Below are 24,116 nucleotides of genomic sequence, written 5' to 3'. Positions count from 1 at the left end.
TAGAGTATCCTGAACATACGTCTAGAGAGTTAATGATTGCGGTTGACTGCTGCGTGCTAACTTAGCTGAATTACTTCCTGAGGCATCGGGATAGTGGTTATAAGAGCCAGGAAGGGACAATGGCATCTCCCCTTCCTGGCTAGTTTGTCCGGAATTTCAAGGCGGTACAAGACAAAAGACGCACCGTGTGTGCGTCTTTCTCGTAAACGTCCCTCGAATCTCACCACTACGAAGCCTCTCCGAACCACAGCTTCCTGAATGAATCGCTGCTTTGCAGGAGCTGTTCCGCCGTCCCTTCGGCTTCGATTCGCCCATCCTCCATTACGATGATCTGGTCTGCATGGGCTAGCGCCGCTTTACGGTGCGACACGACAAGGCATGTAGCATCGCCTCGGGCGGCAAACAGGCGGTCCCACAGCTTCTGCTCCGTCTCGACATCGAGTGCGCTGGATAAATCGTCAAACACGTACAGCTCGGCGTCGCGCACCAGCATTCTTGCCGCTGCCGTTCTTTGCGCCTGTCCGCCTGACAGCTTGACTCCGCGCGGCCCAATCATCGTGTCCAGCCCCAGCTGTAAATGCTCTACATCATACTCCATGACAGCGGCATGAATCGCCCTCGCAAGATTGCCATCATGCTCAGACAGTCCTAGCAAGATGTTGTTGCGCAAAGTGTCACTGTACAATCTTGGCATTTGTGCCGTATACGCGCTTCTGGGCGGGATGAAGAATGCGCCTAAATCCTCGACGATCCTGCCGTTCCAGCGGACGGTCCCTTCCGTAACCGGCAGCAGTCCGAGCAGCGCGCGTACGAGCGTCGTCTTGCCTGATCCGATTGTACCTGTAATCACGGTAAAGGAGCCGCGCTCAAGCGTAAGGTTTATATTTCTAATGCCTCTTCCCGTATCCGGATATCGATAGCTTAAACCGTTCAATTCAATTCGATCGAGCCTGGACTCATCCACTCTCGCTGATATTGCATTCTCCAGCTTGACCCCTTCTGCCTTGGCCGGTCTTGCATTTCGCTCCCCCTTGGAAAGGTAAAGCGGGTTGAATACGGTCAGCACCTTGGCTGAAGCGCCCTGGAGCAAGGCTGTCAGACGGTCGAGCGCTACGCTCATCTGTTTGAAGAAGGTCAGGAACTTGCCGAAGTTCGTGATGAACTGCGTCACGAAAGTTAAGTAGTAGACAAACACGGCGAAGTCGCCGACGGAGAACGATCCGTCCCTCATTTTCTGAGCGGCTAGCAGCAGAATCAGCCCTGTGCCCAGATTAACGGAATTGGAGAAGATCGAATCCAATACTTCCGTCATTAATCGATCCTTCAGCATCGTCTTCCGGCGTTCGTCCCCCAGACGTCTGAAGCGCTGCGCCACCCGGTGCTCTGCGCCTGCGACCTGAATGGCCTGCACGTTGCCGAACATCTCGCTTATCGCGCCGGTTACTTTAGATGTTGCTTCCCGGCTCGCGGCGCGATATTTTTGCAGCCGTGACGTAGCCAGCTGTGCTGCGGTTACGACGAGAACGAGAGGCAAAAATACGAATAGCGTCATCTGTGCGTCGATCCGGATCAGTATGAAGCAGGAAACGGCTGCGAAGCAGGTCATCCCGAACGAATCAACGGACCAGCTCACCGCTTCTTCCGTCTGATCGACGTCGTCCCGAAAATGACTGATCGCCTCGCCGGGCGAGCAAGGGATTGCCCGGGCTCCCGGCTGTTTCAGGACATGCTCCAGCACGTTACGTCTGAGCAGCATGCCCATTCTGAACCGGAATTGTACATCCGTAATGAAACCGACAATGATCAGCATTACGCGAGCGACAGCCGCTCCCAGCAGCAGCGCAATAATGCCCCAAGTGCCATAGGCAACGGCGGATTCACCCGTTAAGGAGTCGAAGAACTGCTTGGTGATAAGACCTGGAGCAATCGGCGCCAAATAAATGAGTGTCCATGCAACAGCGTTGGCACTGTACCGATAGGGCCGATACATGATTAACTTCCATAGAAAGGTCAATGTACTCATACCAACACCTCCTCAAGCCCGGTTGAAAGCATGCGGCTGAACCGTGATCCCGGATCAGCTGCAAGCTCGGATCTTCGGCCTGATTCAATCACACTGCCATTCTCCAAAATGAGAATATGGTCGGCCCGCTGAACGGTCGTTAACCGATGCGCGATAATAATGCAAGAACGATTGGCGAGCAGTTTGCCAATCGCGTTCTCGATCCTCTGCTCGGTTAGCGGGTCAAGCCGCGAAGAAGCTTCATCCATAATGATTAATCCCGGATTCGTTAGAAATACGCGGGCGAATGCAAGCAGCTGCGCCTCCCCGGCAGATAATCCGCCTCCTCCCGAGGCCAGCTTCGTATCCAATCCGCCCGGCAATGCTTCATACCACTCCTGCAGTCCCAGATCCGCTAATACTTCCAATATTTTATCGTCCAGGATCGATTCATCGTAGAAGGTCAAATTATCGCGGACCGTTCCTTCCATGATTTCGATCGTTTGGGTTACCAAGGCGACCCGTTTGCGGAGCGCATTCAACTTGCATTGGCGTATATCGACGCCTCCAATCGCGATAACTCCTTGCTGCGGATCGTAGAAACGCAGCAGCAGACGGGCCAGCGTAGATTTGCCGCTGCCGGTCCGCCCCAATAAACCAAGCACTTCGCCGGGCTGAAGCGCGATCTGCAGCCTGTCCAGCGTTGGCGTATCATCGACATCGCGATCGTAGCTGAATGTTACGTCACGAAATTCAACTCCTAACGGGCCCTCGGGAAGGGCTGCTCCGGCACCGTCTTGTATTAACGATGGGGTGGCGAACAACTCACGGATGCGCGAAATGCTAGCATCGGCCCGCTGCAGGTCTTCCATCTGCGTTCGGATTTTCTCGATAGGCTTGGCTAACAGTTCCGTGTAATAGAAGATTAAATATACTGTTCCAAGCGTGATCGCTTGGCTCTTCCACAAGTAGGCGCTGACGGCGAATGCCAGGGCATTCCCGATTGCGAAAACGATAATTGTCGTGTTCCACATCATCGCGAAGCCTAGAAACGCTTTCATTCGTACCGGCAGCATCCGATTCACCAGCGCATAGAACCGGTTCATGACGAATCCTTCCGCTCCGTTCGCGCGGATATCCTCCGTGCCTTCAAGCTGTTCGCCGATAAAGCCATAGAACTCGGCATTCATCTGTCTCCACTTTGCCCAGACCGGCACAGCGAATTTGCGAATCCATTGAATGATGTAGACGGCAAATACGACGAACACCGTCATCCCGATCCCGATAAGCCAATTTTCCCGGAAGAGCAGAATGATGATCCCTGCCATCAGCAGTATGTTCCCTACGAGATGAATGATCATGCTGGAGAAGAAATTGCTGAGCGCATTCACGTCGCCGTCCACCCGTTCGATAATCGCACCCGATGTGTGTGATTTATGAAACGACATGTCCAGGGACAAGCAATGCTCCGCCAAATCGCCGCGAAGCGTGTTGGTCGTCTTCCATGCGACGTTCTCGCTTATATAAGTTGCCAGAACGGATACCACCTGGTGCACAATCGAGAAGCCGATAAATATCCCTGCCGCATAGAACAGCGGTTTCAGCTCTCCTTGCGATTGAGCGGTATCGATGAAAAATCGAATGATCTGCGGATTGATGAGCTGCAGCCCGATGGATGTAAACAGCAGCAGGGCTAATCCGATCAGCGCCCTCTTCTGCGGAAGCAAATACCGGCGCAGCAGCTCATAGTACTGTCCTATAGTTACCTTCTGTTTATTCTGCACCATGAATTCTATCCTCCCGAACATGTGATCGCTCTAACCAGATTATCACAGGGAAGTTGACCTGTTAAGTCTTTTTCGAATATATATACCAAAAACTGTAACCTCCATCCTTATATAAGCGTCAATAACGACAAATAGAAGCTTATGGGGGGGATACAATGCATTCAAAGACATTATGTATTGGGATGAGAACAGCGGCTGCATTACTAGCCATTATGATTCTGGTTATGACGGTCGGCTGCGGTAACGACTCCAAAAAGCTCACCTTTACGAATTCGGATGTTAATGTTCGTCAGATCCAGGCATACAATAAATTTTCACTGCAAATGACGGAACAATTACTCCAGGAAGCCCGGGGCGATAACGTATTCGTCTCCCCCCTCAGTATGACGTTTGCTCTCTCGCTGGCGATGAACGGCGCTGGGGGCAATACTTTAAAAGAAATGAAGGCAGCATTGCAGACAGATGACATCGCCCTTGAGGCTATTAATCAAGGGAGCCAGGTTTTGCGCCATCTACTGGAACAATCCGATCCCGAGGTAGAACTCGATATCGCTAACGCGCTCTGGCTCAGGAAAGGAATCTCGCTTAACGAAGCGTTCGTTGAGCAAAACAAACGATATTTCGATGCCCAAATACACGAACTGGACTTTTCCGCTGAAAGTGCCGTCCATACGATTAATAAATGGGTAAAGAAACAAACCCGTAAGAAAATCGATCGAATCCTCGAATCATCGATTCCTGACCAAACACGGCTTCTCTTAATGAATGCGATTTATTTCAAAGCCGGGTGGCAGAAGGCGTTCGAGGCAGATGCGACTCATGACGCGCCGTTCCGGCTTATGGGCGGATCAACCGTCACCGTTCCGATGATGCGTCAGACGGACAACTTTGAATATTTGAACGGCGGCGGCCGTTATGAGGCAATCCGGCTCCCTTATTCACAAGGCACGTGGAATATGATCATTGTCTTGCCTGGGGAAGAAGTCACGCTTGACGAACTGGAAGCTGAGCTGCTCCGGAAGCCGGAGATGTGGAGGAGCGGATACACCGAAGGCAAAGGCATTATCGAGCTTCCACGGTTCAATATAACTTATAAAGCCAAGTTGAATGATGCTCTCCAATCACTTGGCATGAAGGAGGCATTCGCCTCGGAACATGCTGACTTTTCCGGGATGATCAAAGATCAATCCACTCTATTCATCGGTAATGTGGTGCATAAAGCGTTTATTGAAGTGAATGAGCAAGGAACGGAAGCAGCGGCTGTCACTTCCATACAGATGGATGGAAGCTCTGAAAGCCCCCAATATGACTTCAGAATGACCGTGAACCGCCCGTTCTTCTTTGCCGTTGAGGAACAGAAGACCGGGGCGCTCGTCTTTCTTGGCTCTATAAAGGATCCTACGAAGGAATAAATGCCGCGGGTTTACCCTGCCTGCCCACGGGTAAAGAATACTGTGGATGATAAAGTAAGGGCAGGTTTCATGAAAGGAGGATGTGCGTGATGGCAAACACCTTACATCCTGCAAGCAAAGATTCCCGTACCGTTACAACGCCAAATAAGCCCGAAAACGCTAAGATAACCCCTGCGCCGGGCAAGCGTCCTGCTTTGGGCAAGCGAACCATGAACTTCGCTCAAAGCCTCCACTGCCGGATTCAAGACGATGAGGTTCCGGCAATGGGCGCTCAGCTCACCTACTATTTAATTCTGGCCTTCTTCCCGTTCTTAATCTTCATCATTGCTGTCCTCAGCTTTGCCAATTTAACCGTCAGCGATGTTATTGACGGGATACAATTCGTGCTACCGGAAATGTCGACCAAAACCATCGCCGATGCGTTCGGGGAAATCCAGCAATCCCGCAGCGGCTCCCTGCTCTCCTTTGGTTTGCTCGTCACCCTGTGGTCGGCTTCAAACGGCGTAAGCGCGATTATAAAGGCGCTCAACAAGGCTTATGACGTCGAGGAGACGCGTCCATTCTGGAAGGTAAAAGCGATCTCGCTGATCTTTACGATTATCCTCGCGCTGGTCATCGTATTCAGCATGGTGATGCTGATCTTCGGCCGCGTCATCGGAAACATGCTGTACCGCTGGACACATCTGCCGGGTAATATCGACGTCGTATGGGGCATTGCGCAGTTTGCGCTGCCGATTCTCATTATGGCCTTCGTTTTCACTGCGCTCTATATGTTTATACCGAATCTGCGCATAACCTTTCGGGAAGCAGTCCCGGGTGCGCTGTTCGCGACGATCGGATGGATTGTGACATCGCTGCTTTTCTCGTTCTACGTCAATAATCTCGGCAGTTACAGCAAGACATACGGGAGTATCGGCGGGATCATCGTCCTGCTCACTTGGCTTTACCTATCCAGCATCATTGTTGTGCTCGGCGGTGAAATCAACGCCGTGCTGCATTTCGATAAGAACGGCAAACGGAAGGAAAACTGCAAGCAATTCTCTATTCCGCTGCCATTCTTCAGAAAAGACAAGAAGCCATAGCAAGTCTCCCCTTCTGCGCGTGCGGCATATCGTATGACACAGGATCTGCCGCCTCCGTCACGCAGCGCCGCATTTCATATTGGGAGGCGCACGCGCAATGCAATCAGCGGCAGCAATAGAAGAACGGCACCCGCAGGTGCCGTTCTTTTGCTGTTCTTTTGCTGTTCTTTTGCTGTTCTTTTGCTGTTCTTTTGCTTCTATACACGTTCTTATTCAAGCATCCTGCCTGGAGCTCGGACGGACCGATTTTATTTGCCCAGCAAAATCTTCGCATACGGCGAATCGATCGGCAGCATAATGACCGGCTCATTCTTGAGCGTCGTAACGTAGCTCTCCAGCGTGCGGTAGAGGCTGTAAAATTGCGGACTCTTGCCATACGCCTCATTATAAATCTTAGCGGCTTCTCCCTCGCCCTGGGCTATGATTTTCTTGGCATCCGCTTCGGCCTGCGCAATCAGCTCGGTTGCCGTACGGTCCGCCTTCGACGTAATCTTCCGCGATTCCTCGTCACCTTCGGAAAGGTACCGTGCCGCGATCGATTCACGGTCCGATATCATCCGGTTATAGACGCTCTGCTTGTTGCCTTCCGGCAGGTCGGTCCTTTTGATCCTCACGTCGACGATCTCAATCCCGTAGTTGTCGCGTTCCAACGCGGTAGCAATATCTTTCGTAATTTCATCGTTGATATTACCGCGTTCCGTATTCTCGCTGATGATGCTGTCGTAATTAATTTCCGACAGCTTGCGGCGCACCGTGTTGTATACCGCCTCATCGATCCGCTGCACGCCGGCGCTAACCGTCTGCACGGACTTCAAGAACCGCTCCACGTCGGTGATCCGCCATACCGTATAGTTATCGACGATAATCGGTTTCTTGTCCTTGGTAAGAATGGATGTCGGCTTGCTTTCATAGGACATCTGGTATTTCGGAAGCGTCTTGGTCGATTCGATAAACGGGATCTTAAAGCTGATTCCCGGCTCTTCAATGACTCGAACCGCTTCACCGAATTGAAGGACTACCTTGTACTCGCCTTCCTTGACGACGAAGGCGGAGCCGAAGACGATAATGAGTGCGACAATGATGATGGCAATTGATCCGTAGGTCCACTTCTTCATTTGGCAGTCCCTCCTTGCGCGCCTTGTCCGCCGGCATTCGGCTGTACGGCCGAAGCTGAACCGCCTCCGCCGCGCAGAAGCTCATTAATCGGCAAATATTTGACCGTATCGCCGGAAGAGTCGGAAATAAAGATACGCGCATTCGGTAAAATTTTCTCCATCGTCTCCAGGATCAGCCGGCTTTCCGTAACGGCAGGATTAGCGGCGTACTGCGCATAAATCGCATTGAATTTCGCCACGTCGCCCTGGGCGTTCAATATCCGGGATTTCTTCTGCGCTTCCGCATTCTCAATTAACGCCTGAGCTTCCCCTCTCGCTTTCGGAATACGATCGTTCTCGTATTTGGCTGCATTGTTAATTTTCGTGTTCTTCTCTTCGCGGGCATTCGTTACCTTCTGGAAGGCTTCCTCCACTTGACCGCTTGGCGGCTCAATGTCCTGGAATTTAATATCGATGATATGGATTCCCGTCTGGTATTTATCGTGAAGCTCCAGCATCTTCTCGTAGACTTTCGTTTGAATTTCGGTCTTTCCGTCCGTAATCGCATAATCAAGCTTGGATGAACCGATTACAGAGCGAATGGCCGAGCTTGCCGAGTTGCGCAAAAATTGTTCCGGATCGTCAATGTTATACAAGAAATCGCGTATATTGCTTATTTTCCACTGAACGACTGCGTCAGCGGACACGATGTTCTCATCTCCCGTAATCATCATCGCTTCTTCGTCGACCGGAGTTACGGTATTGCCTTCCTGCCGGTAGCCGATATGGATCCGCTGCGTCAAATTGGCAGGCACTTTAACGACTTGCTGGATCGGGTACGGCCATTTGATTCCAAGACCTGCGCCCTTCTCATCCGTGTACTTTCCAAACGTCAGAATAGCAGCCTTCTCCTGTTCCTGGACCGTATAGAACATTGTGCTGCCCAATCCCAGGATCGCCGCGATCAGTACCCCAATCAGAATCTTCTTCAGCAGTCCTGGCGGCAGCTGGTTCGGATCCCCCTTCTCCGGCTTTGGTACACCATGCAACATAGATTATCCCCCTTCTAACAACGTGCGTTCGGGAGTAAATACGAGCAATCACCACATTCGTTTCATAATTTAACCATATTCTCCATTTCAGATCGTTAAATAGCTGACTATTCGTTTTTATAGCCGTTCGGAAACAAGCTTCGCTTGGCTGAACAGCAGCAAATAATCCCGGCCGCCCGCTTTGGAATCCGTGCCCGACATGTTGAATCCGCCGAATGGGTGCACGCCGACCAACGCTCCCGTGCACTTGCGGTTGAAATACAGGTTGCCGACATGGAATCGCTCTCTGGCTAGCTCCAGATGCATGCGGTTGCGGGAGAAGACGGCTCCCGTCAAGCCATATTCCGTATTGTTCGCGTATTCGATCGCTTCCTCGAACGTGGAAGCCTTCAGGAACGCGACGACCGGCCCGAATATTTCTTCCTGTGCGATCCGTGCCTCAGGCGAGACATCCGCGATAACCGTGGGCTCGATAAAATATCCACGCGGGTCGCCTTTTCCCCCGCCAGTTACTATGCGTCCTTCTACCCGGCCGAGCTCGATATAGGATAATATCTTCGCATAAGCTTTATCGTCGATGACCGGCCCCATATAAGCAGCTGCATCCGCCGGCTGTCCAACGGTCAGCTGCCGGGCACGCGCCGACACCTTCTCCAACACGCTATCGTACACCTCGTCGAGCGCAACTACCCGGGAGCATGCCGAGCACTTCTGGCCCGAGAAGCCGAAGGCCGAGAAGGTAATCGCTTCGGCTGCCAGATCAAGGTCGCAGTCGCTGTCGACGACGATCGTATCCTTGCCGCCCATCTCGGCAACGACACGCTTCATCCAGCGCTGGCCGGGATTGGTCTTGGCCGCTCGTTCGTTAATGCGAAGCCCCACTTCGCGCGAACCGGTGAAGCTGACGAATCGGGTAAGGGGATGGTCCACCAGAACATCGCCTACCTCGCCTCCGGACCCCGGCAAATAATTGACGACTCCTGCCGGAACGCCCGCTTCCGCAAGCAGCTCCATAAACTTCGCCCCTATAACCTGCGTGGCGCTTGCCGGTTTCAGTACAACCGTATTCCCGCAAACGATTGCCGAGGTCGTCATCCCTGCAAGGATAGCCAGCGGGAAATTCCATGGCGGAATGACTACGCCTACTCCGAGCGGGATATAAGCAAGCTCATTGTCTTCTCCCGTTATACGTATCAGCGGCTGCCGCTCAGCCAGACGCTGCGCCTCGCGTCCGTAAAATTCCATGAAGTCGATCGCCTCGGCGGTATCGACATCGGCTTCCACCCAGCTTTTGCCCGCTTCGATAACCATCCAAGCCGAGAATTCATGCTTCCGCCGTCGCAGGATGGCAGCCGCTTTATAGAGGCAGCGGGCTCTAACCGCAGGGGGAACCCGCTGCCACGTACCGAAGGCTTCAGCCGCCGCTAGTATCGCCTGCTCCGCAAGCTTTCCGTCCGCTTGCTCTACGACGCCAACGATCTGCTCGATATCGGCAGGGTTGATCGAGTTCTGCTTTCGCCCGGTCGACACCCTTCTGCCACCGACGACCGGCCCGTAATCACGGCCCAATTCCGCCTTCACCTTCGACAGGGCATCTAGGAACGCTTGCTTATGGCTCTCCACAGTAAAATCGGTAAACGGTTCATTCCGGAACGCTTCCATCATGACAGATAGCCTCCTTCAGTCAACGAATAATCGCTCTACACCAATTTAAGCAGCTGAAGGAGCAAACATGACCATATTCCAAAAACATCGCTATCGTTCTCCGCCGATTAACGTAACCGCTCATCCTTCGTAAACCACAACCGGTAGCTGAGCGCACCGAGCAGAATAGCGGTCATCGTCGCGGCGGAGGAGAGCACGAACATGATTAAGATTTGATAACGCACCGCTTCGATCGGATCCGCACCCGCGACGATCATCCCCGTCATCATTCCCGGCAGCTGAACGAGCCCGGTCGTCTTCATTCCGTCGAAGGTCGGAATCATGCTCGCGCGAACCGATCGCTTGATCGCGCCTTGAATGGCTTGCTTCAGCGTTGCGCCGAGCGACAGAAGCGTCTCGATCTCGCCCCGGGACGCTTCCATCTCCCGGTTCATCTGATTCAAGAAAAGGCCTGCGACGATCATCGAGCTTCCGATCGTAATGCCGCTGACCGGAATGATGAACTGCGCCGTCGGTTCGATAATTTGAAGGCCAAGCAGCAGCCCCATCGTGATGGCTTCCGTACAGCTGAGCGCTAATGCAATCCGCAGGCGGATCCCCGGGATTCGCGCCGAACGCTGCCCCGCGTTCCACGAAGCGATCGTAATCATGGCAGCTACAATAAGTATGATGAATATGGGGTTCCCTACATTAAAAACAAAGTGCAATATGTATCCGATAAAGAGCAGCTGCAGAGCCGAACGGATCGTGCCGATGGCGATCTCCTTCTCTAGACCAAGCTTCCGGCGGATAGACAGAAACATGGTCACCATTACGAAAACAAGCGTGCACAATAAAGCGAGATTGGACATTAGACGCTCTCCTCTTCCTTGCGCGACTGCTGCAGGTAGCGGCGGGCCTGATCCGTTGACGGGCAATCAAAAAATACGGCGGTCTCGCAGTGCTCGAGCAGCTTCCCCTCCGCCATAAACCATACGGTATCGCTCACTTGCTTCGCCTGTTCCAGATCGTGCGTCACCCAAATAAGCGCCTTCTCCTCCTGCGCTGCCCATTCGCTCAGACACCGTTCAACCAACCTCTTGCTGCCCGGATCGAGCGAAGCCGTTACCTCATCGAGCAGCAGCACATCGGGACTAAGCAGCATAGCCCGCACGAGAGCCGTCCGCTGCTTCTCCCCTCCTGACAAATCGGCTGCCGGCTTCTGCCAATCTACCGCTCCCAACCCAACGGCTTCCATGCAGCGCTTTGCCAGCGCTTCATGGAAGGGAAGCCCATGCAGCTCGCTGGCGGTCCGTAAATTCTGCTCCACGGTTCCCGGCAGCATAACGGCTTGCTGCGCTACATAACACACCTTCCTCCGCCAGTCTTGGGGCTTCCAGGCGGCGATCGGTTTTGAATGCAGCGCGATCTCGCCTGCATCGCATCGCTCCAAGCGGGCTATTATCCGAAGCAGGGTGCTCTTCCCCTGTCCGGATCCGCCAAGCAGCGCAACATGTTGACCGGCTGCGATCTCTGCCGTTATTCGCTCAAACAATATCTTGGACGCATCGTCCTGCCGATGCTTCGTAATGTTCTCCATGGCTAACAGTACTGTCAATCCGAATCCTCCCGTGACGTTGCGGCACGCCTATGTCATGTATTAACTGTCCTCATTATACCCGATTCCTCTTTTAGGCGCCCCCTGCGCAGCAAGCAGCCAACAGCTCCCAATCATCGGACTGGCCGGCTCGGTTGGTACAAGTGCATATAAAAAGGCGGATGCTCTCCGGCCGATTGACCGGAATGAGCATCCGCCGCTTAAGCAGCCGCAGATCGAGGACACAGCTTCGTTAACCGCCGGAGACGGCCTGCAGAACAAGCAGCCGATCCCCCGCCTGCAGAGGAATGCTGCGATCCGCCAGCCATTCGATGTTCTCGTCGTTATAGTAGAGAAGTACATGCTGGCGAATCCGGCCTTCTTCGTTGTACACATGATGATGGAGCAGGGGGTAATCGGCGAATAGACGATGAACGGCTTCCTCCAGCGTATCGGCTTCTAACGAGAAGCCGCTTCTCCCCCCGGTGCAATCCGATAGCAGAAACGGTACGACGATATCAATCTTCATGACCGTCGTCCACGATCCATGATTTGACGGACATGATCCGGGATAGCTGACCGGGCAGCCGCATCCAATTCACGCCGCGGTCAAGCGAGCAGTACACCTCCCCGGAAGTCGTACCGAAGTAGAGGCCGTACGGGTCGAGCTGATCGACCTCCATGGCGTCTCTCAATACGCTGACATGCCGCTGCTCCTCCGGCACCACGTCTCCGACAGGCTGCCAGGACGGCTCGTCGCGGTTGCGCCGGTAGACGAGCATCTTGCCGTCTTTCATAGTCCGCTGCTCCGAGCTTTCCAGCGGAATGAGGAACAGATCGCCCGTCTGCGAGACGCAGATCGGAAAGCCGAATGGACTGTCACCTTCCCGCATCGTCAATCCTTCCTCAATCGGATACCAAGTGCTGCCTGCGTCCTCGGACTTGAATACCCCGCAATGTTCCTGCATGTACAGCGTGTTCGGATTGGACGGATCGCACGCCATCTTATGAATGCAATAGCCCACTTCCGGGAACGGCTGCCCGGTAGGTACCCGTGCCAAGCCCTGATTGCATGTCTCCCATGTTTCCCCGCCATCCTCGGAACGGAATACGCCGACGGCCGACATAGCCGTCCACAGCCTTCTGGGATTGTGCGGGTCAACCAGTATCGTATGCAGGCACATCCCGCCCGCGCCCGGAAACCATCCCGGCCTGGAGGGATGCTTGGTCAGGCCGTCGAGCTCCCCCCACGTCTGCCCGCCGTCCCGGCTGACGAACAGCCCGGCCTCCTCGACGCCTGCATACAGCGTATCGGGCTCCGACGGAGCGCCCGGGGCAATCTGCCAAATCCGGTTTAACGAGAATCCGCTCTCTTGCGTATACTTGGGCCCGTCTACAATTTGAGTCCACGTCTTCCCCATGTCGTCGCTGACCCGAATCGTCGCCCCGTATGCCGCATGAGACGTACCGGCGTAGAGACGCTGCCTTCCCTTCCGGCTATCCCCAAATACGCTATATACCTCCCAACCGTTCAAATAGGGGCCATCGAGATTCCACTGCCGCCTGTCTTCGCCGGACGTATAAATAAATACGCCTTTATTCGTCCCGACCAACAATTTGACCAGCTTACCCATAAGCAATGCCTCCTTCGGAATGATTGCGTTTTCAACAGCTCCGCTACAGCCGCCTCAATCGTACCCGCTCATCACTGTCGCCAGACTGTCATGCGAATATACATTCGCCTTTTTATTGGAAAATCCTTCTATCTGCGCAAATAAAATTATCCCTTCCTCAAAAAAGGAGCGCTAACGACAACCATCGTCGTTAACGCTCCATCAAGCGATCTATGCGGTTCCCTCAAATTAATTAGCAGATACAGGTCTTCCTCTTCGACCCCAGCTTGCCGGCGGCTTCCACCTTATGAATATACTCCGCTGCAGGCGGCACTTTGCAAGCGGTCTGGCCCACATTCACATGAACCTTCCCGATCCGCTCCGCCGCTTCCAGCGCTTCATCCTGCAGAGCCGTAACATAGGATCCGATTGCAATCACGAAGCTGTTCATCGTATAGCGGACGCGATTCTGCTCGCCATGAATCGTATCCGCTACCTGCCGCAGCAGACGGCTGATCTCATCCAGATCCAGCCGTTCATCCGGCGTAATGGAAATATAATTCGCATACGTGTTCCAGCCGCAAGCGGCAATCGTCTCTTCCGGCGCTTGTATCCATTCTCTGGCCAGCTCAAGCGCGTAAGGACTTTCAGCCGCCACCCCCGCTACCGCATATTCCGACAGCATAGACCATCTGGCATGACGTACCCAATCCAGCAGCCTTTCCTTGGTCATCGTCTTCGGATTAACGGTAAGGCCGGCCAAATACATGGCATCGCTGATACCCGAATCATACAGTTCAAGCGCCAGCGCCTGATCCTTCTTGACGGCTTTCACCAGCTTTTTCAAATCGCCGACCTTCACGCCGTATAAAGGTTCACTGGCACCATGACGCAGAAATGTCTTCTTCGTTTGCTCCGTCCCCATATTCTCCAGCTGCTGCATCACTTCTTCGTAAGTCACCGGATCACCTGCTTGTTTGTTTTCTGCCATTGTAACATATTTGTCGTTCCGTTAATCCCAAGCACGATATATCACAGCTTATTCAGTGCCCTTCAGCCATTGATTGACGCGGTCCCCATGATCTTCGACCCACTTGCTGGCGGCCTCTTCGGGAGATGCTCCGCCTTGAATCTCAACCATGACGGCAGCCATATCATCCGGCGTCCATTCGAACTGATCCAAGAAAAGATGCGCGGACGGCTGATCATTCTTCAGGCCTTTGCGAACCATCGTATGAATTTGCTCTGCGCCCCCGTAAGCGCCCTTCGGATCGTCCAAATATTTCAGGTCCATCTTGGCGAACATCCAATGAGGCGTCCAGCCGGTTACGACAATCGGACGCTTCTCGTCATAGGCCTTCTGCAGCTCCTGCGCCATCGCCGCGGAAGAGCTCTCTACGAGGGTGTACGAATCCAAGCCATAATCCGCCATCGCCTTCTCGGTTGCCATCATAATACCGGCTCCGGGTTCAATGCCGATAATTTGATTATTAAGCGACTTCGCCGTATCCGCCTTCTTCAAATCATCGATCGCGGCAATGTCCATATACGTCGGAACGGCAAGCCCGGTCTTGGTCCCATCCAGATTCGGTCCCAGATCCTCGACGTCCGCTTTATACTTCTCGACATACGAGGCATGCGTGCTCGGCAGCCATGCCGCCACCATAGCGTCCGCGCTTCCGTCGGCTATGCCCGCCCACATCGGACCGGCGTCGACCTGCAGCAGCTCCACTTTATAATCCAGCTTCTTCTCCAGCACTTCCTTCACCACATAAGTGCTGGCAATCTCCGAATCCCAGGCTACATACGCAAGCTTAATGTTCTTGGAAGACGCTCCGTTCGAACAACCGGCCAGAACAGCAGCAACGAATACAATGCAAATCAAAAGACTCCATTTTTTCAATACGATAACACTCCTTAAATGGCTTATTGTTGTTTCTTCTTAAATACGTTCTGCGTTAACCGATCCAGCAATATGGCCATAATGACGATCGCGATGCCAGCCTCGAAGCCAATACCGGTTTTGGCCTGCGTCACAGCACGGTATACATACGCTCCAACGCCCTGCGCGCCGATCATGGACGAAATAACGACCATCGATAAAGAAAGCATGATCGTCTGATTGATCCCGGCCATTATCGAGGGCATCGCTATCGGCAGCTGAAGCTTGAACAGCTTCTGGGCCGGTGTGGAGCCGAATGCGTCAGCCGCTTCCACGAGCTCCTCCGGTACCTGGCGGATGCCCAGATTCGTCAGACGGATCGTAGGCGGTATAGCAAATATGACTGAGGCAATTACACCCGGCACAACGCCCAACGAGAAGAAGGAAACAGCCGGGAGCAAGTAGACGAAAGCCGGCATCGTCTGCATGAAATCCAATATCGGGGTTACCGTATTACGGATGACGTTATTTCTTGCGCACGCAATCCCGATCGGCACGCCAATAACAATGGATAATAGAGAGGCAGACAGCACCAGAGCCAACGACTGCATGGACTGCGTCCATAAGCCCAAGTTATCGATCAAGAACAGACCCAGGAAGGCGAACAGCGCCATCTTCCAGCGTCCGATCCAGTAAGCCAGCAGTGTGATCAGTAAGATCAGCAGCAGAGAAGGAATCGAAGTCAGCAGTAATTCCAAGGAGCCAACCATCGTTCCGATGACTGCTTTGATCGCGTCAAACAACGGTCCGAAATGGCGCGTTAACCAGCCCTCCACGGACTCGATCCATTCGCCGAGCGGCAGCTTCGGAAGGCTCATACGGCTTCACCCGCTTCCGGCACGGCATTGCCCGCGAGGGCGGAGAGGACGGCTCCTTTGATGACGATGCCCTTCAATACGCCATCTTCGTCCACGACGGACACCGGCAATTTCGCGGTACTCATTAGATCGAACAGCTCATTGAGCAGCGTGCCCGGGAGTACCGTCGGAACGTCCACCTGCATGATCGCTTCAAGAGACAGCTGCTCCTTAATCGCCCTCGCGGCATCCTCGGCCGTTATGACGCCAAGCAGCTTCATCCCCTTGTCCATTACATACAAGCTGGATACGCCGCTGTCGCGCATGAATTGCAGGGCAACACGCGGTCCGCGTTCCAGAGTAATGGTCTCCGGTTTGCGCATGACATGCGCGGCTGTTAGCACCTTCGACAGATCGACATCCTCCACGAAACGCTCGACATATTTATTGGCAGGCTGAATGAGGATTTCTTCGGGCGTACCGATCTGGACGATCGAGCCATCCTTCATAAGCGCGATCCGGTCGCCGATTCGCAGCGCTTCATCCAAATCATGCGTAATGAACACGATGGTTTTCTTCATCTTGGCCTGCAGCTGAAGCAGCTCATGCTGCATATCTTTGCGGATGAGCGGATCAAGCGCGCTGAAGGCCTCATCCATCAGCAGAATGTCGGGGTCGTTGGCCAGCACGCGGGCAAGACCGACACGCTGCTGCATGCCGCCGCTCAGCTGATCCGGCCGGCTGTTCTCCCATCCGTTCAAGCCGACCAGCTTGAGCGCGTTCATGGCAAGCTCTCTTCTTGCCTTCTTGTCGACGCCCTGCACTTCCAGACCGTATTCCGCATTCTGCAGGACGGTCCGGTGAGGAAATAGACCGAATTTCTGAAAGACCATGCCAATGTTCTTCCGCCGGAATTGACGCAGCTGCTCCGGATTCATGCGAAGCACGTCTTGACCATTGAACAGAACGGCTCCCGAGGTTGGCTCGATCAGACGGTTCAGCAGCCGGACCAGGGTCGATTTCCCGCTTCCCGACAGCCCCATAATCACGAAGATTTCGCCTTGCTCGATCGTGAAATCCGTTTGATTCACGCCGACAGTGAGCTTATGCTCCTTCAATATTTTCTCCTTGGACCAGCCTTGATTCAGCAGGGACAGCGCCCTTCCGGGATCATGGCCGAACACTTTGGTCAGCTGTTTGACCTCGATTATCGGCATAAGGACCTCCTCTTGGATTATTTTTAACTAGGTTATTGCTCGGTTTAACCAGCTTAACGTTTCATCGCAAAAGGGGTCAAAGACTGTAATCCGTTCAAATCGTACGTACAGTTTTAACTTTACGTACTTTATGTACTGAATACTCTTTATTGCATACATATCCTTACACATTGCTTTCTTTACTTCCTCGATTAGATATGCTTACAATACAGAATAGAGGTTTGCAGCTAACGAACCCCATACCTCGGGAGGGAACTTCATGAATGATTTAACAGATATTCCGGCAGAGCAAGCCCTAATAATTCAAAAAAACCGGGAACGCGTAATCGACTCCATCGGCAAAAACATGGATTTATACGGCATTACGCTGTCCATCGGTCACTTATACGGTCACATGTACTTCAATAACGGCCCCGTAACCTTAAACGAGTTGAGCGAGTCCATGGGGATGAGCAAGACATCGATGAGCACGGGAGTCCGCACTTTGATGGATTTGAAGATGATCGAGAAGGTATGGGGCAAAGGCTCCCGCAAGGACCTGTACGAAGCCGTTCCGGACTGGCACCAGAATTTCGCCGACTACTTCTCCCTCAAGTGGCGCAAGGCAGTCGAGAGCAATATGAATGTCCTCGCACGCTCGCTGAATGAAATCCGGAAATTGAAGTCCGCAGATGAAGGAAACGAGAAGCTCTTGAAGATTATCGAATCGGACGAAGCCAAGATTACGCAGGCCATAGATTATTATAAGTGGCTTCTGAAGCTGATCGAGTCCTTGGAGACGGGGAAGATTTACGAGTTCATTCCGAAGGTGTAAACCATGCAGAAGAGACCCGGTCCGAACAGGATCCGCGTCTCTTTTTGGTTTTTCATGAGCTGTTCGCTCTCTATATTCGTTCAACCTGCACGCGGCCGGAGAAGAAGACCGCGCCTCCGCCCATGTCGGCAATCCGGTCCGGCGTCAAGGCATTGACCGTCCGCTTGCCCCCCGGAACATCCGCCCACAAGCCTTGGCTGACAACGACGCCGGGCAGTACGTCCTCGCCGACTGCCGCGGTAAGCTCGCATTCCCCCCGCCCATTCGAAATCCGCACGGTATCCCCGCTCGCAATGCCGCGCTCGGCAGCATCGGCGGCATTCATATGCAGCCTCGGCGTCTTCTCCAGCCGGATATGCTTCTCATTCAGAGCGAAGGTCGAATTCAGAAAGTTATGATTCGGCGCCGGAATGAAGAGGAACGGCAAATCCCCGTCCTCCGCCAGCGGCGTATAGGTCGGCAGCGGAGGGTACCCTCTGCGCTCCATTATGGCGGAGTAGAGCTCGATCTTCCCGCTCGGGGTCCTCAATTTGCCCGGCAGGAGCGGCTTCGTTCTCCCCTTCGCATACTGCCTCTCCGCCAGCAATTCATAGGTAATGCCCTCCAGGCTCGGGTTGGAAGGATTATCGAGCGCCTGCCGGATCATCTCTTCGTCCGTATCCTGGAGCGGCTGTTCCGCAAATCCCATCGCCTCCGCCAGCATGCGGAAAACGTCCGTATTGGAGCGGCTTTCTTCATAAGGTTCTACGACCGGCTGCTGAATTTGGAGGTAGTGATGCCAGTATGAATGGTATAAGTCCGTATTCTCGAAGGAAGAGGTCGCAGGAAGCACGATATCCGCATACTTGGCCGTCTCGGTCAGGAACAGATCATGAACGACGGTGAACAGATCCTCCCGTTCCAGTCCCTGTCTCACCTTATTCGCATGCGGCGCCACGATGGCCGGATTCGAATTGTACACATACAGCGAACGGACAGGCGGCTCCGTATCCATCAGCGTCTGGCCCAGCAGGTTCATATTGAATCTGCGCGTCTTCTTCTTGAGCAGGTCCGGCCGCTCCAGAGCGGCTGAATTATGGCTCAGATATCCGCCGTTTCCTTTGATCGCGCCGCCGCCCCGCTTCAGCCACTGGCCCGTCAAAGCCGGCAGGCAGCTGATCGTCCGGACGTTCATTCCGCCGTTGTCATGGTGCTGCAGCCCGTTGCCGATGCGGATGAACGATGGAGAGGTCTGTCCGTATAACCGCGCCAGACGGTACAAATCATCCTGAGGGACGCCCGTAATGGCCGATACGACAGCAGGATCGTACTGACGGACATGCTGACGCAGCTCCTCATGGCCGACGGTATATTCGCGCAGAAACTCCTCGTCCACCAGCTGCTCCGCAAACAGGATATGCATCATACCCAGCGCAAGCGCAGAGTCGGTGCCGGGCTTGAGCGGAATAAACCAGTCCGCCCACCGGCCGGTCTGATTCTTGTGCACGTCAATGACGATAATCTGCGCGCCGTTCTTGCGGGCTTTCTCGGCGAGCATCACCTGATGCATATTCGTGCTGACCGCATTAATGCCCCACATAATGATCAGCTTCGCGTTGACGGTATCCTCCGGATCGGTGCCGAAGCTGCCGCCCATCGTATACCCGTAGCCTTCCGATCCCGCCGCTTCGCAGATCGTATACTGCAGCCGGCTTGCGCCAAGCCGGTTGAAGAAGCGGCGGCCCATCCCTTCCGTGCCGATGATGCCCATATTGCCATAGAAGCTGTAGGGAAGAATAGCCTCCGCCCCTTCGCTTGCGATGAGCGTCTTCCAGCGCGATGCAATCGTCCCGATCGCTTCTTCCCATGAAATCCGCGCGAACTCGCCCTCACCCTTCTTCCCGGTCCGCTTCATCGGGTAGCGAAGCCGCTTCGGATCATAGATTCGTTCCGTCATATTGCGGACCTTGTTGCATATGGCCCCTTCCGTGACGGGGTGATTGGGGTCCCCTTCGATCTTCGTGATTTTCCCTGCTTCCTTATGAATAAGCAGCCCGCATTGATCCGGGCAGTCCAGTGAACAAACAGACGGAAATACGCCGCTTGGCTGATTTATTATTGAAGTCATCTATATGGGCTCCCCTCATCCTATTTCGCTATCGTTACTTCCATACGACTTTATCGCCGTAATCTTTGCCCCAGTTATACATCATCTTCAGAATCGGCATCAAGCTTTCGCCATACGGCGTCAGCGAATATTCAACGCGCGGCGGAACCTCTGCATACACTTTGCGTTCCACCAATAGATCGTCCTCCAATTCGCGGAGCTGGTTGGTCAGCATCTTCTGGGTGATGGAAGGAATTCTCTTCTTGAGCTCGCTGAACCGCTTGGTTCCCTCAAGACCCAGATGCCACAGAATGATCAGCTTCCATTTGCCTCCGATCACCGCAAGCGTCAGTTCCTTCTCGCAATTGATTTCCTTCAGGTTGATCCGTTCCTTCAACACGTTTGCCATCGTCGATCTCTCCCTTGCCCTCCATATATTGAAAAATAATCGATATTTCCCCTCCGGCATCTAACTTGCTCGCTTACTTGGACCTTTCTTCGATTCAACTTGTATAGCATCTCATCCGGAGCAGCAGCCGGATGCCTTGCCAGGCACAATAGTATCCTCACGGTAACTACAGCACTTTGAAGTGCGTACTTCCTTAATCGAAACTCCAGTCTTAGAATAAAACTTGTTCCAGATAAACACAACACCAAACTTAGGCCAATAACTGGCTCAACAAAACGAAGCCTATGCTTCCGATGCAAGTTTTGTTTCGAAGCTTCTCGCGAAGCATGGCTACACAAAACTAAGCCTATGCTTCCGAAGCAAGTTTTGTTTCGAAGCTTCTCGCGAAGCATGGCTACACAAAACTTTTAGGAGTGATCACTATGAAACTGCAGCTCGCACTTGATCTTGTTACGATTCCGGAAGGCATTGAATTGGTGAAGGAAGTCGAAGCTTATATCGATATCGTTGAAATCGGAACGCCGGTCGTCATCAATGAAGGTCTTCGCGCCGTCAAGGAAATGAAAGAAGCCTTCCCGAACCTGAACGTGCTGGCGGACCTGAAAATTATGGATGCCGGCGGTTACGAGGTCATGAAAGCATCCGAAGCCGGTGCGGACATTATTACGGTACTGGGCGTTGCCGATGATTCGACCATTCGCGGTGCCGTTGAAGAAGCCAAGAAGCAAGGCAATGAAATCATGGTCGATATGATCAATGTAAAGGATATCGAAGCGCGCGCCAAAGAAATCGACGCGCTTGGCGTAGACTATATTTGCGTACACTCCGGTTACGATCATCAGGCGGAAGGCAAAAACTCCTTCGCGGATCTGTCCGCGATCAAACGCGTCGTCAAGCATGCGAAAACGGCGATTGCCGGCGGCATCAAGCTGGACACGCTGCCTGAAGTGATCCAGGCGAATCCTGACCTGGTCATTGTCGGCGGAGGCATTACCGGCCAGCAAGATAAGAAATCAACTGCATCCACGATGCAGCAGCTGGTCAAGCAAGGACGCTAATCATGTCTGCAGCCCAGTATACGCGAGGAATCCTCGATGAAGTGACCCGTACCGTATCTTCGGTCTCCGAAGATGAAATCGAACAATTCCTTCATCATCTGCTCGAAGCCAAACGAATTTTCGTGGCGGGCGCAGGGCGTTCCGGTCTGATGATGCGCTCCTTCGCAATGCGCATGATGCATCTGGGGTTGCAAGCCTATGTTGTCGGTGAATCGGTAACGCCCGGAATTCAAGAAGGGGATCTGCTGATCATCGGCTCGGGCTCGGGCGAAACGAACAGTCTGGTCGGCATGGCGGAGAAAGCGAAGCGGCTTGGCGCCCTTGTAGCCGCCATCACGGTGAAGCCGGAATCCACCATCGGCCGGCTGTCGGATGCGGTCCTTCACGTGCCCGCCTCCCCCAAGGAGTCGGCGAATGGAGGATCGACCTCGATCCAGCCTATGGGTTCTCTGTTCGAGCAGAGCATTCTGATTCTGTGCGACGCCATTATTCTGCGGGCGATGGAGAGGCAAGGTATCGACGCCGCATCCATGTTCGGCAGACATGCGAATTTAGAATAAGTAAGAGCCATCAGGCGTTGTCCTGATGGCTCTTTTTTACGTTCAGCCGTTCTTTCCCAAACCGAATATGTTCACATGCATCCGCCACTTAACCGTTCGTGGAGATGGCATATTTTATGCATGGGTTCAATTGCAGCATCTAAGACTTCACGGCACCTGAAACCATGCCCTCGATGTAGTATTTCATTCCGAATAGAATCACGATAATCGTCGGGATACTGCCGATCGCATAGCCTGCCGTGGACAACCCGAGGTCTGAGCTGCCTGCCCGATTAAGACTGACGGCCGCCATCGTAAACGTCTGATTCTCTTGCTTAAGGACGATGAATGGCCACAGGTAGTCGCTGTACACGGACAGGAACGTAACAATGCCGACTGTGATGAGAATCGGGACACAGAGCGGCATTGCGATCCGAAGGTAGAGGTACCATTCCCCCGCACCGTCCATACGCGCCGCTTCGAATAATTCCTCCGGAAGAGATTCGAAGAATGTCCGGGTCAGCATAATGCCAAGCAGCTGCGTGCCGGCGATATAGGGCAAGATCAATCCCCAGAAGCTGTTGGTCAAGTTCAAATTCGTAATGGTTGCATACAAAGGAACAATCGTCAGAAGCGATGGAATCATCATAACGCCGATGAGAAGTAAAAACAGCAGCCCCTTAAGCGGAAATTGATGACGCGCAAACACGTACCCGGACAACGAGCCGATGAAGACGGCCCCAATCACGGTAACGACGCAGACGAAGAGGGAATTGAAGATGCTGTCTTTCACGACCTTCCACGCTTCCGTGTAATTCGCCCATTTCGGCGTATCCGGCAGCGACCAGAAATCGATCAGGATGTCGAGATTGTCGCGAAGCGAGAAGACGAGCAGCATCAGGACGGGAATCAATGTCAGGACCAGAAGAAGCACTAAAACCGTGCCTCCGATCCATTTTGGAATACGAGCGGTCATGGGTTTCGCCTCCTTGTCAATGGTCCGTCTTCAATACTTTAAGGTTAAAGATGGTGAGCGCAAGAATAACGAGGAACAATGCGACGCCGATTGCGGAGCCATAACCGTATTCAGAGCTCCCGAACGCCGCTTTATACATGAGAATGGCCGGATTAATCGTGGCGGTGCCGGGACCGCCGTCGGTCATGACCAGAATTTTAATAAAGTCCTGCAGACTTCCGATAATCGTCAAAATGGTAACCAGCTTGAATTGCGGAATAAGGAGCGGAAGATGAATCCTCGTCAACACCTGCCAGCCGTTGGCGCCGTCGATCTTGGCCGCTTCAATCTGATCTTGGCTCAGATTGCCGATGGACGCGTAGAAGATCAGGAAGTTGAGTCCTGAGATGAACGGAAAGCCAAAAGCAATGATCGCCCACAATGCCGTACTCTCGTCACCGAGCCATGGCTTCGCCAGACTGTCCAGTCCAAACGAAATCAGCACTTGGTTGATCAAGCCGTTGGTTGGATCGTACATATTCTGCCAGAGAAGGATCGTTACGATGCCCGGGAAAAGCATCGGCAGAATGAAGCCGGTCCGGAAGAAATATTTCAGGCGGCTCCCGCCGATCAAATAGATCAGCTCGGCCGCAGCCAGCGGGAATATGATCGATTTGAGAACGTCCGTTACCGTGTAGATGAGCTGGTTCAGCATCCCCTTGCGGAAGATGGCGTCACTGAACATATTGCGGTAATTATCGAAGCCTATCCATTCTGACGTGACCAGATTCCATTTGGTGAAGGAATGGAAAAAAGCCAGAATCATCGGGTAATAGAGAAAGGCGAGCACGAAAACAAACGACGGAACGAGAAACAAATATGAGGTGCCGTATTTTTTCCAACGCGCGCTCTTATTCATGACGGTGACACTCCTTTCTTCGCGGGCCGTTTCGGATGAAACGACGAAAGGGGGATGGCTTGCACCATCCCGCCTCCGCCGATCACGGCAAAGCCTT

22 protein-coding genes are annotated in these 24,116 nt (G+C 53.4%); 5 read left to right on the top strand and 17 right to left on the bottom strand.

The genetic code is table 11. The annotated features are described in order from the left end of the window. Positions 1-226: 226 nt before the first annotated feature. Together L1F29_RS07160 and L1F29_RS07155 are read right to left on the bottom strand one after the other, a co-directional pair. Complete coding sequence (locus tag L1F29_RS07160) at positions 227-2,023, bottom strand: ABC transporter ATP-binding protein (protein WP_258387650.1); 1,797 nt, start codon at positions 2,021-2,023, stop codon at positions 227-229. Then, entirely contained in the window at positions 2,020-3,789 is a 1,770-nt protein-coding gene (locus L1F29_RS07155; RefSeq protein WP_258387649.1) for an ABC transporter ATP-binding protein, read from the bottom strand. The genes L1F29_RS07160 and L1F29_RS07155 overlap by 4 nt, the downstream gene beginning before the upstream one ends. Before the next feature lie 155 nt (positions 3,790-3,944). Between L1F29_RS07155 and L1F29_RS07150 the strand changes: the two genes are divergently transcribed. Both L1F29_RS07150 and L1F29_RS07145 read left to right on the top strand, forming a co-directional pair. Continuing rightward, positions 3,945-5,201: a serpin family protein gene (locus L1F29_RS07150; RefSeq protein ID WP_258387648.1), complete on the top strand. Its 1,257-nt coding sequence runs from the start codon at positions 3,945-3,947 to the stop codon at positions 5,199-5,201. Positions 5,202-5,290: 89 nt separating this feature from the next. Beyond that, a complete protein-coding gene (locus tag L1F29_RS07145; RefSeq protein ID WP_258387647.1) occupies positions 5,291-6,283 on the top strand; it encodes a YihY/virulence factor BrkB family protein in 993 nt (330 codons plus the stop codon). 248 nt (positions 6,284-6,531) lie between these two features. On the opposite strand, the gene hflC is transcribed toward L1F29_RS07145, so the two are convergent. The 11 genes from hflC to L1F29_RS07090 form a co-directional block, all read right to left on the bottom strand. After that, on the bottom strand, positions 6,532-7,398 hold the full coding sequence (gene hflC, locus L1F29_RS07140) for a protease modulator HflC (RefSeq protein WP_258387646.1): 867 nt from the start codon (positions 7,396-7,398) through the stop codon (positions 6,532-6,534). Continuing rightward, positions 7,395-8,429 carry an FtsH protease activity modulator HflK gene (gene hflK, locus L1F29_RS07135; protein ID WP_258387645.1) on the bottom strand — a complete coding sequence of 345 codons (1,035 nt, stop codon included), beginning with the start codon at positions 8,427-8,429 and terminating at the stop codon, positions 7,395-7,397. Before hflK ends, hflC begins: the two co-directional genes overlap by 4 nt. A 117-nt stretch (positions 8,430-8,546) precedes the next feature. Continuing rightward, positions 8,547-10,094: an L-glutamate gamma-semialdehyde dehydrogenase gene (pruA, locus tag L1F29_RS07130; RefSeq protein WP_258387644.1), complete on the bottom strand. Its 1,548-nt coding sequence runs from the start codon at positions 10,092-10,094 to the stop codon at positions 8,547-8,549. A 107-nt stretch (positions 10,095-10,201) separates the two neighbouring features. Next, positions 10,202-10,945, bottom strand: a complete 744-nt coding sequence (locus tag L1F29_RS07125; protein WP_258387643.1) for an ABC transporter permease — start codon at positions 10,943-10,945, stop codon at positions 10,202-10,204. Beyond that, a complete protein-coding gene (locus tag L1F29_RS07120; RefSeq protein ID WP_258387642.1) occupies positions 10,945-11,691 on the bottom strand; it encodes an ABC transporter ATP-binding protein in 747 nt (248 codons plus the stop codon). Before L1F29_RS07120 ends, L1F29_RS07125 begins: the two co-directional genes overlap by 1 nt. Positions 11,692-11,923: 232 nt before the next feature. After that, entirely contained in the window at positions 11,924-12,199 is a 276-nt protein-coding gene (locus L1F29_RS07115) for a MoaD/ThiS family protein (protein ID WP_258387641.1), read from the bottom strand. Next, on the bottom strand, positions 12,189-13,304 hold the full coding sequence (locus L1F29_RS07110) for a WD40/YVTN/BNR-like repeat-containing protein (RefSeq protein ID WP_258387640.1): 1,116 nt from the start codon (positions 13,302-13,304) through the stop codon (positions 12,189-12,191). The genes L1F29_RS07115 and L1F29_RS07110 overlap by 11 nt, the downstream gene beginning before the upstream one ends. A gap of 232 nt (positions 13,305-13,536) precedes the next feature. Further along, on the bottom strand, positions 13,537-14,244 hold the full coding sequence (locus L1F29_RS07105) for a DNA alkylation repair protein (RefSeq protein WP_258387639.1): 708 nt from the start codon (positions 14,242-14,244) through the stop codon (positions 13,537-13,539). A 78-nt stretch (positions 14,245-14,322) separates the two neighbouring features. Beyond that, a complete protein-coding gene (locus tag L1F29_RS07100; protein ID WP_373876529.1) occupies positions 14,323-15,192 on the bottom strand; it encodes a glycine betaine ABC transporter substrate-binding protein in 870 nt (289 codons plus the stop codon). A gap of 17 nt (positions 15,193-15,209) precedes the next feature. Then, the gene (locus tag L1F29_RS07095; RefSeq protein WP_258387637.1) at positions 15,210-16,043 is read right to left on the bottom strand and encodes an ABC transporter permease; all 834 of its coding nucleotides are present in this window, start codon (positions 16,041-16,043) and stop codon (positions 15,210-15,212) included. Further along, a complete protein-coding gene (locus L1F29_RS07090) occupies positions 16,040-17,239 on the bottom strand; it encodes a quaternary amine ABC transporter ATP-binding protein (RefSeq protein WP_258387636.1) in 1,200 nt (399 codons plus the stop codon). Before L1F29_RS07090 ends, L1F29_RS07095 begins: the two co-directional genes overlap by 4 nt. 259 nt (positions 17,240-17,498) lie before the next feature. Between L1F29_RS07090 and L1F29_RS07085 the strand changes: the two genes are divergently transcribed. After that, entirely contained in the window at positions 17,499-18,053 is a 555-nt protein-coding gene (locus tag L1F29_RS07085; RefSeq protein WP_258387635.1) for a GbsR/MarR family transcriptional regulator, read from the top strand. 70 nt (positions 18,054-18,123) lie between these two features. Here the strand turns inward: L1F29_RS07085 and L1F29_RS07080 are convergent, their stop codons facing one another. Beyond that, complete coding sequence (locus tag L1F29_RS07080) at positions 18,124-20,160, bottom strand: molybdopterin oxidoreductase family protein (RefSeq protein WP_258387634.1); 2,037 nt, start codon at positions 20,158-20,160, stop codon at positions 18,124-18,126. 34 nt (positions 20,161-20,194) lie between these two features. Next, on the bottom strand, positions 20,195-20,548 hold the full coding sequence (locus L1F29_RS07075) for a winged helix-turn-helix transcriptional regulator (RefSeq protein ID WP_258387633.1): 354 nt from the start codon (positions 20,546-20,548) through the stop codon (positions 20,195-20,197). Between the two features lie 422 nt (positions 20,549-20,970). On the opposite strand from L1F29_RS07075, the gene hxlA reads away from it, so the two are divergent. Further along, positions 20,971-21,606, top strand: coding sequence for a 3-hexulose-6-phosphate synthase (gene hxlA, locus L1F29_RS07070; RefSeq protein ID WP_258387632.1), 636 nt, complete (start codon positions 20,971-20,973; stop codon positions 21,604-21,606). A gap of 2 nt (positions 21,607-21,608) precedes the next feature. After that, on the top strand, positions 21,609-22,166 hold the full coding sequence (hxlB, locus tag L1F29_RS07065; protein ID WP_258387631.1) for a 6-phospho-3-hexuloisomerase: 558 nt from the start codon (positions 21,609-21,611) through the stop codon (positions 22,164-22,166). Positions 22,167-22,305: 139 nt separating this feature from the next. On the opposite strand, the gene L1F29_RS07060 is transcribed toward hxlB, so the two are convergent. Beyond that, a complete protein-coding gene (locus L1F29_RS07060; protein WP_258387630.1) occupies positions 22,306-23,121 on the bottom strand; it encodes a carbohydrate ABC transporter permease in 816 nt (271 codons plus the stop codon). Between the two features lie 16 nt (positions 23,122-23,137). Then, entirely contained in the window at positions 23,138-24,019 is an 882-nt protein-coding gene (locus L1F29_RS07055) for a carbohydrate ABC transporter permease (protein ID WP_258387629.1), read from the bottom strand. Positions 24,020-24,116: the final 97 nt, after the last annotated feature.

Source organism: Paenibacillus spongiae (assembly GCF_024734895.1).
Lineage (GTDB): Bacteria > Bacillota > Bacilli > Paenibacillales > Paenibacillaceae > Paenibacillus_Z > Paenibacillus_Z spongiae.
This window is presented reverse-complemented; position numbering and strand designations above follow the sequence as displayed.

Bases quoted from the DNA above. Each gene is read 5' to 3' on its own strand.
- L1F29_RS07095 (WP_258387637.1), bottom strand. From the start codon at position 16,043: ATGAGCCTTCCGAAGCTGCCGCTCGGCGAATGGATCGAGTCCGTGGAG.
- L1F29_RS07055 (WP_258387629.1), bottom strand. From the start codon at position 24,019: ATGAATAAGAGCGCGCGTTGGAAAAAATACGGCACCTCATATTTGTTT.
- L1F29_RS07115 (WP_258387641.1), bottom strand. From the start codon at position 12,199: ATGAAGATTGATATCGTCGTACCGTTTCTGCTATCGGATTGCACCGGG.
- L1F29_RS07090 (WP_258387636.1), bottom strand. From the start codon at position 17,239: ATGCCGATAATCGAGGTCAAACAGCTGACCAAAGTGTTCGGCCATGAT.
- L1F29_RS07145 (WP_258387647.1), top strand. From the start codon at position 5,291: ATGGCAAACACCTTACATCCTGCAAGCAAAGATTCCCGTACCGTTACA.
- L1F29_RS07125 (WP_258387643.1), bottom strand. From the start codon at position 10,945: ATGTCCAATCTCGCTTTATTGTGCACGCTTGTTTTCGTAATGGTGACC.
- L1F29_RS07160 (WP_258387650.1), bottom strand. From the start codon at position 2,023: ATGAGTACATTGACCTTTCTATGGAAGTTAATCATGTATCGGCCCTAT.
- hflK (WP_258387645.1), bottom strand. From the start codon at position 8,429: ATGTTGCATGGTGTACCAAAGCCGGAGAAGGGGGATCCGAACCAGCTG.
- pruA (WP_258387644.1), bottom strand. From the start codon at position 10,094: ATGATGGAAGCGTTCCGGAATGAACCGTTTACCGATTTTACTGTGGAG.
- hxlB (WP_258387631.1), top strand. From the start codon at position 21,609: ATGTCTGCAGCCCAGTATACGCGAGGAATCCTCGATGAAGTGACCCGT.
- L1F29_RS07110 (WP_258387640.1), bottom strand. From the start codon at position 13,304: ATGGGTAAGCTGGTCAAATTGTTGGTCGGGACGAATAAAGGCGTATTT.
- hxlA (WP_258387632.1), top strand. From the start codon at position 20,971: ATGAAACTGCAGCTCGCACTTGATCTTGTTACGATTCCGGAAGGCATT.
- L1F29_RS07085 (WP_258387635.1), top strand. From the start codon at position 17,499: ATGAATGATTTAACAGATATTCCGGCAGAGCAAGCCCTAATAATTCAA.
- L1F29_RS07080 (WP_258387634.1), bottom strand. From the start codon at position 20,160: ATGACTTCAATAATAAATCAGCCAAGCGGCGTATTTCCGTCTGTTTGT.
- hflC (WP_258387646.1), bottom strand. From the start codon at position 7,398: ATGAAGAAGTGGACCTACGGATCAATTGCCATCATCATTGTCGCACTC.
- L1F29_RS07155 (WP_258387649.1), bottom strand. From the start codon at position 3,789: ATGGTGCAGAATAAACAGAAGGTAACTATAGGACAGTACTATGAGCTG.
- L1F29_RS07060 (WP_258387630.1), bottom strand. From the start codon at position 23,121: ATGACCGCTCGTATTCCAAAATGGATCGGAGGCACGGTTTTAGTGCTT.
- L1F29_RS07150 (WP_258387648.1), top strand. From the start codon at position 3,945: ATGCATTCAAAGACATTATGTATTGGGATGAGAACAGCGGCTGCATTA.
- L1F29_RS07075 (WP_258387633.1), bottom strand. From the start codon at position 20,548: ATGGCAAACGTGTTGAAGGAACGGATCAACCTGAAGGAAATCAATTGC.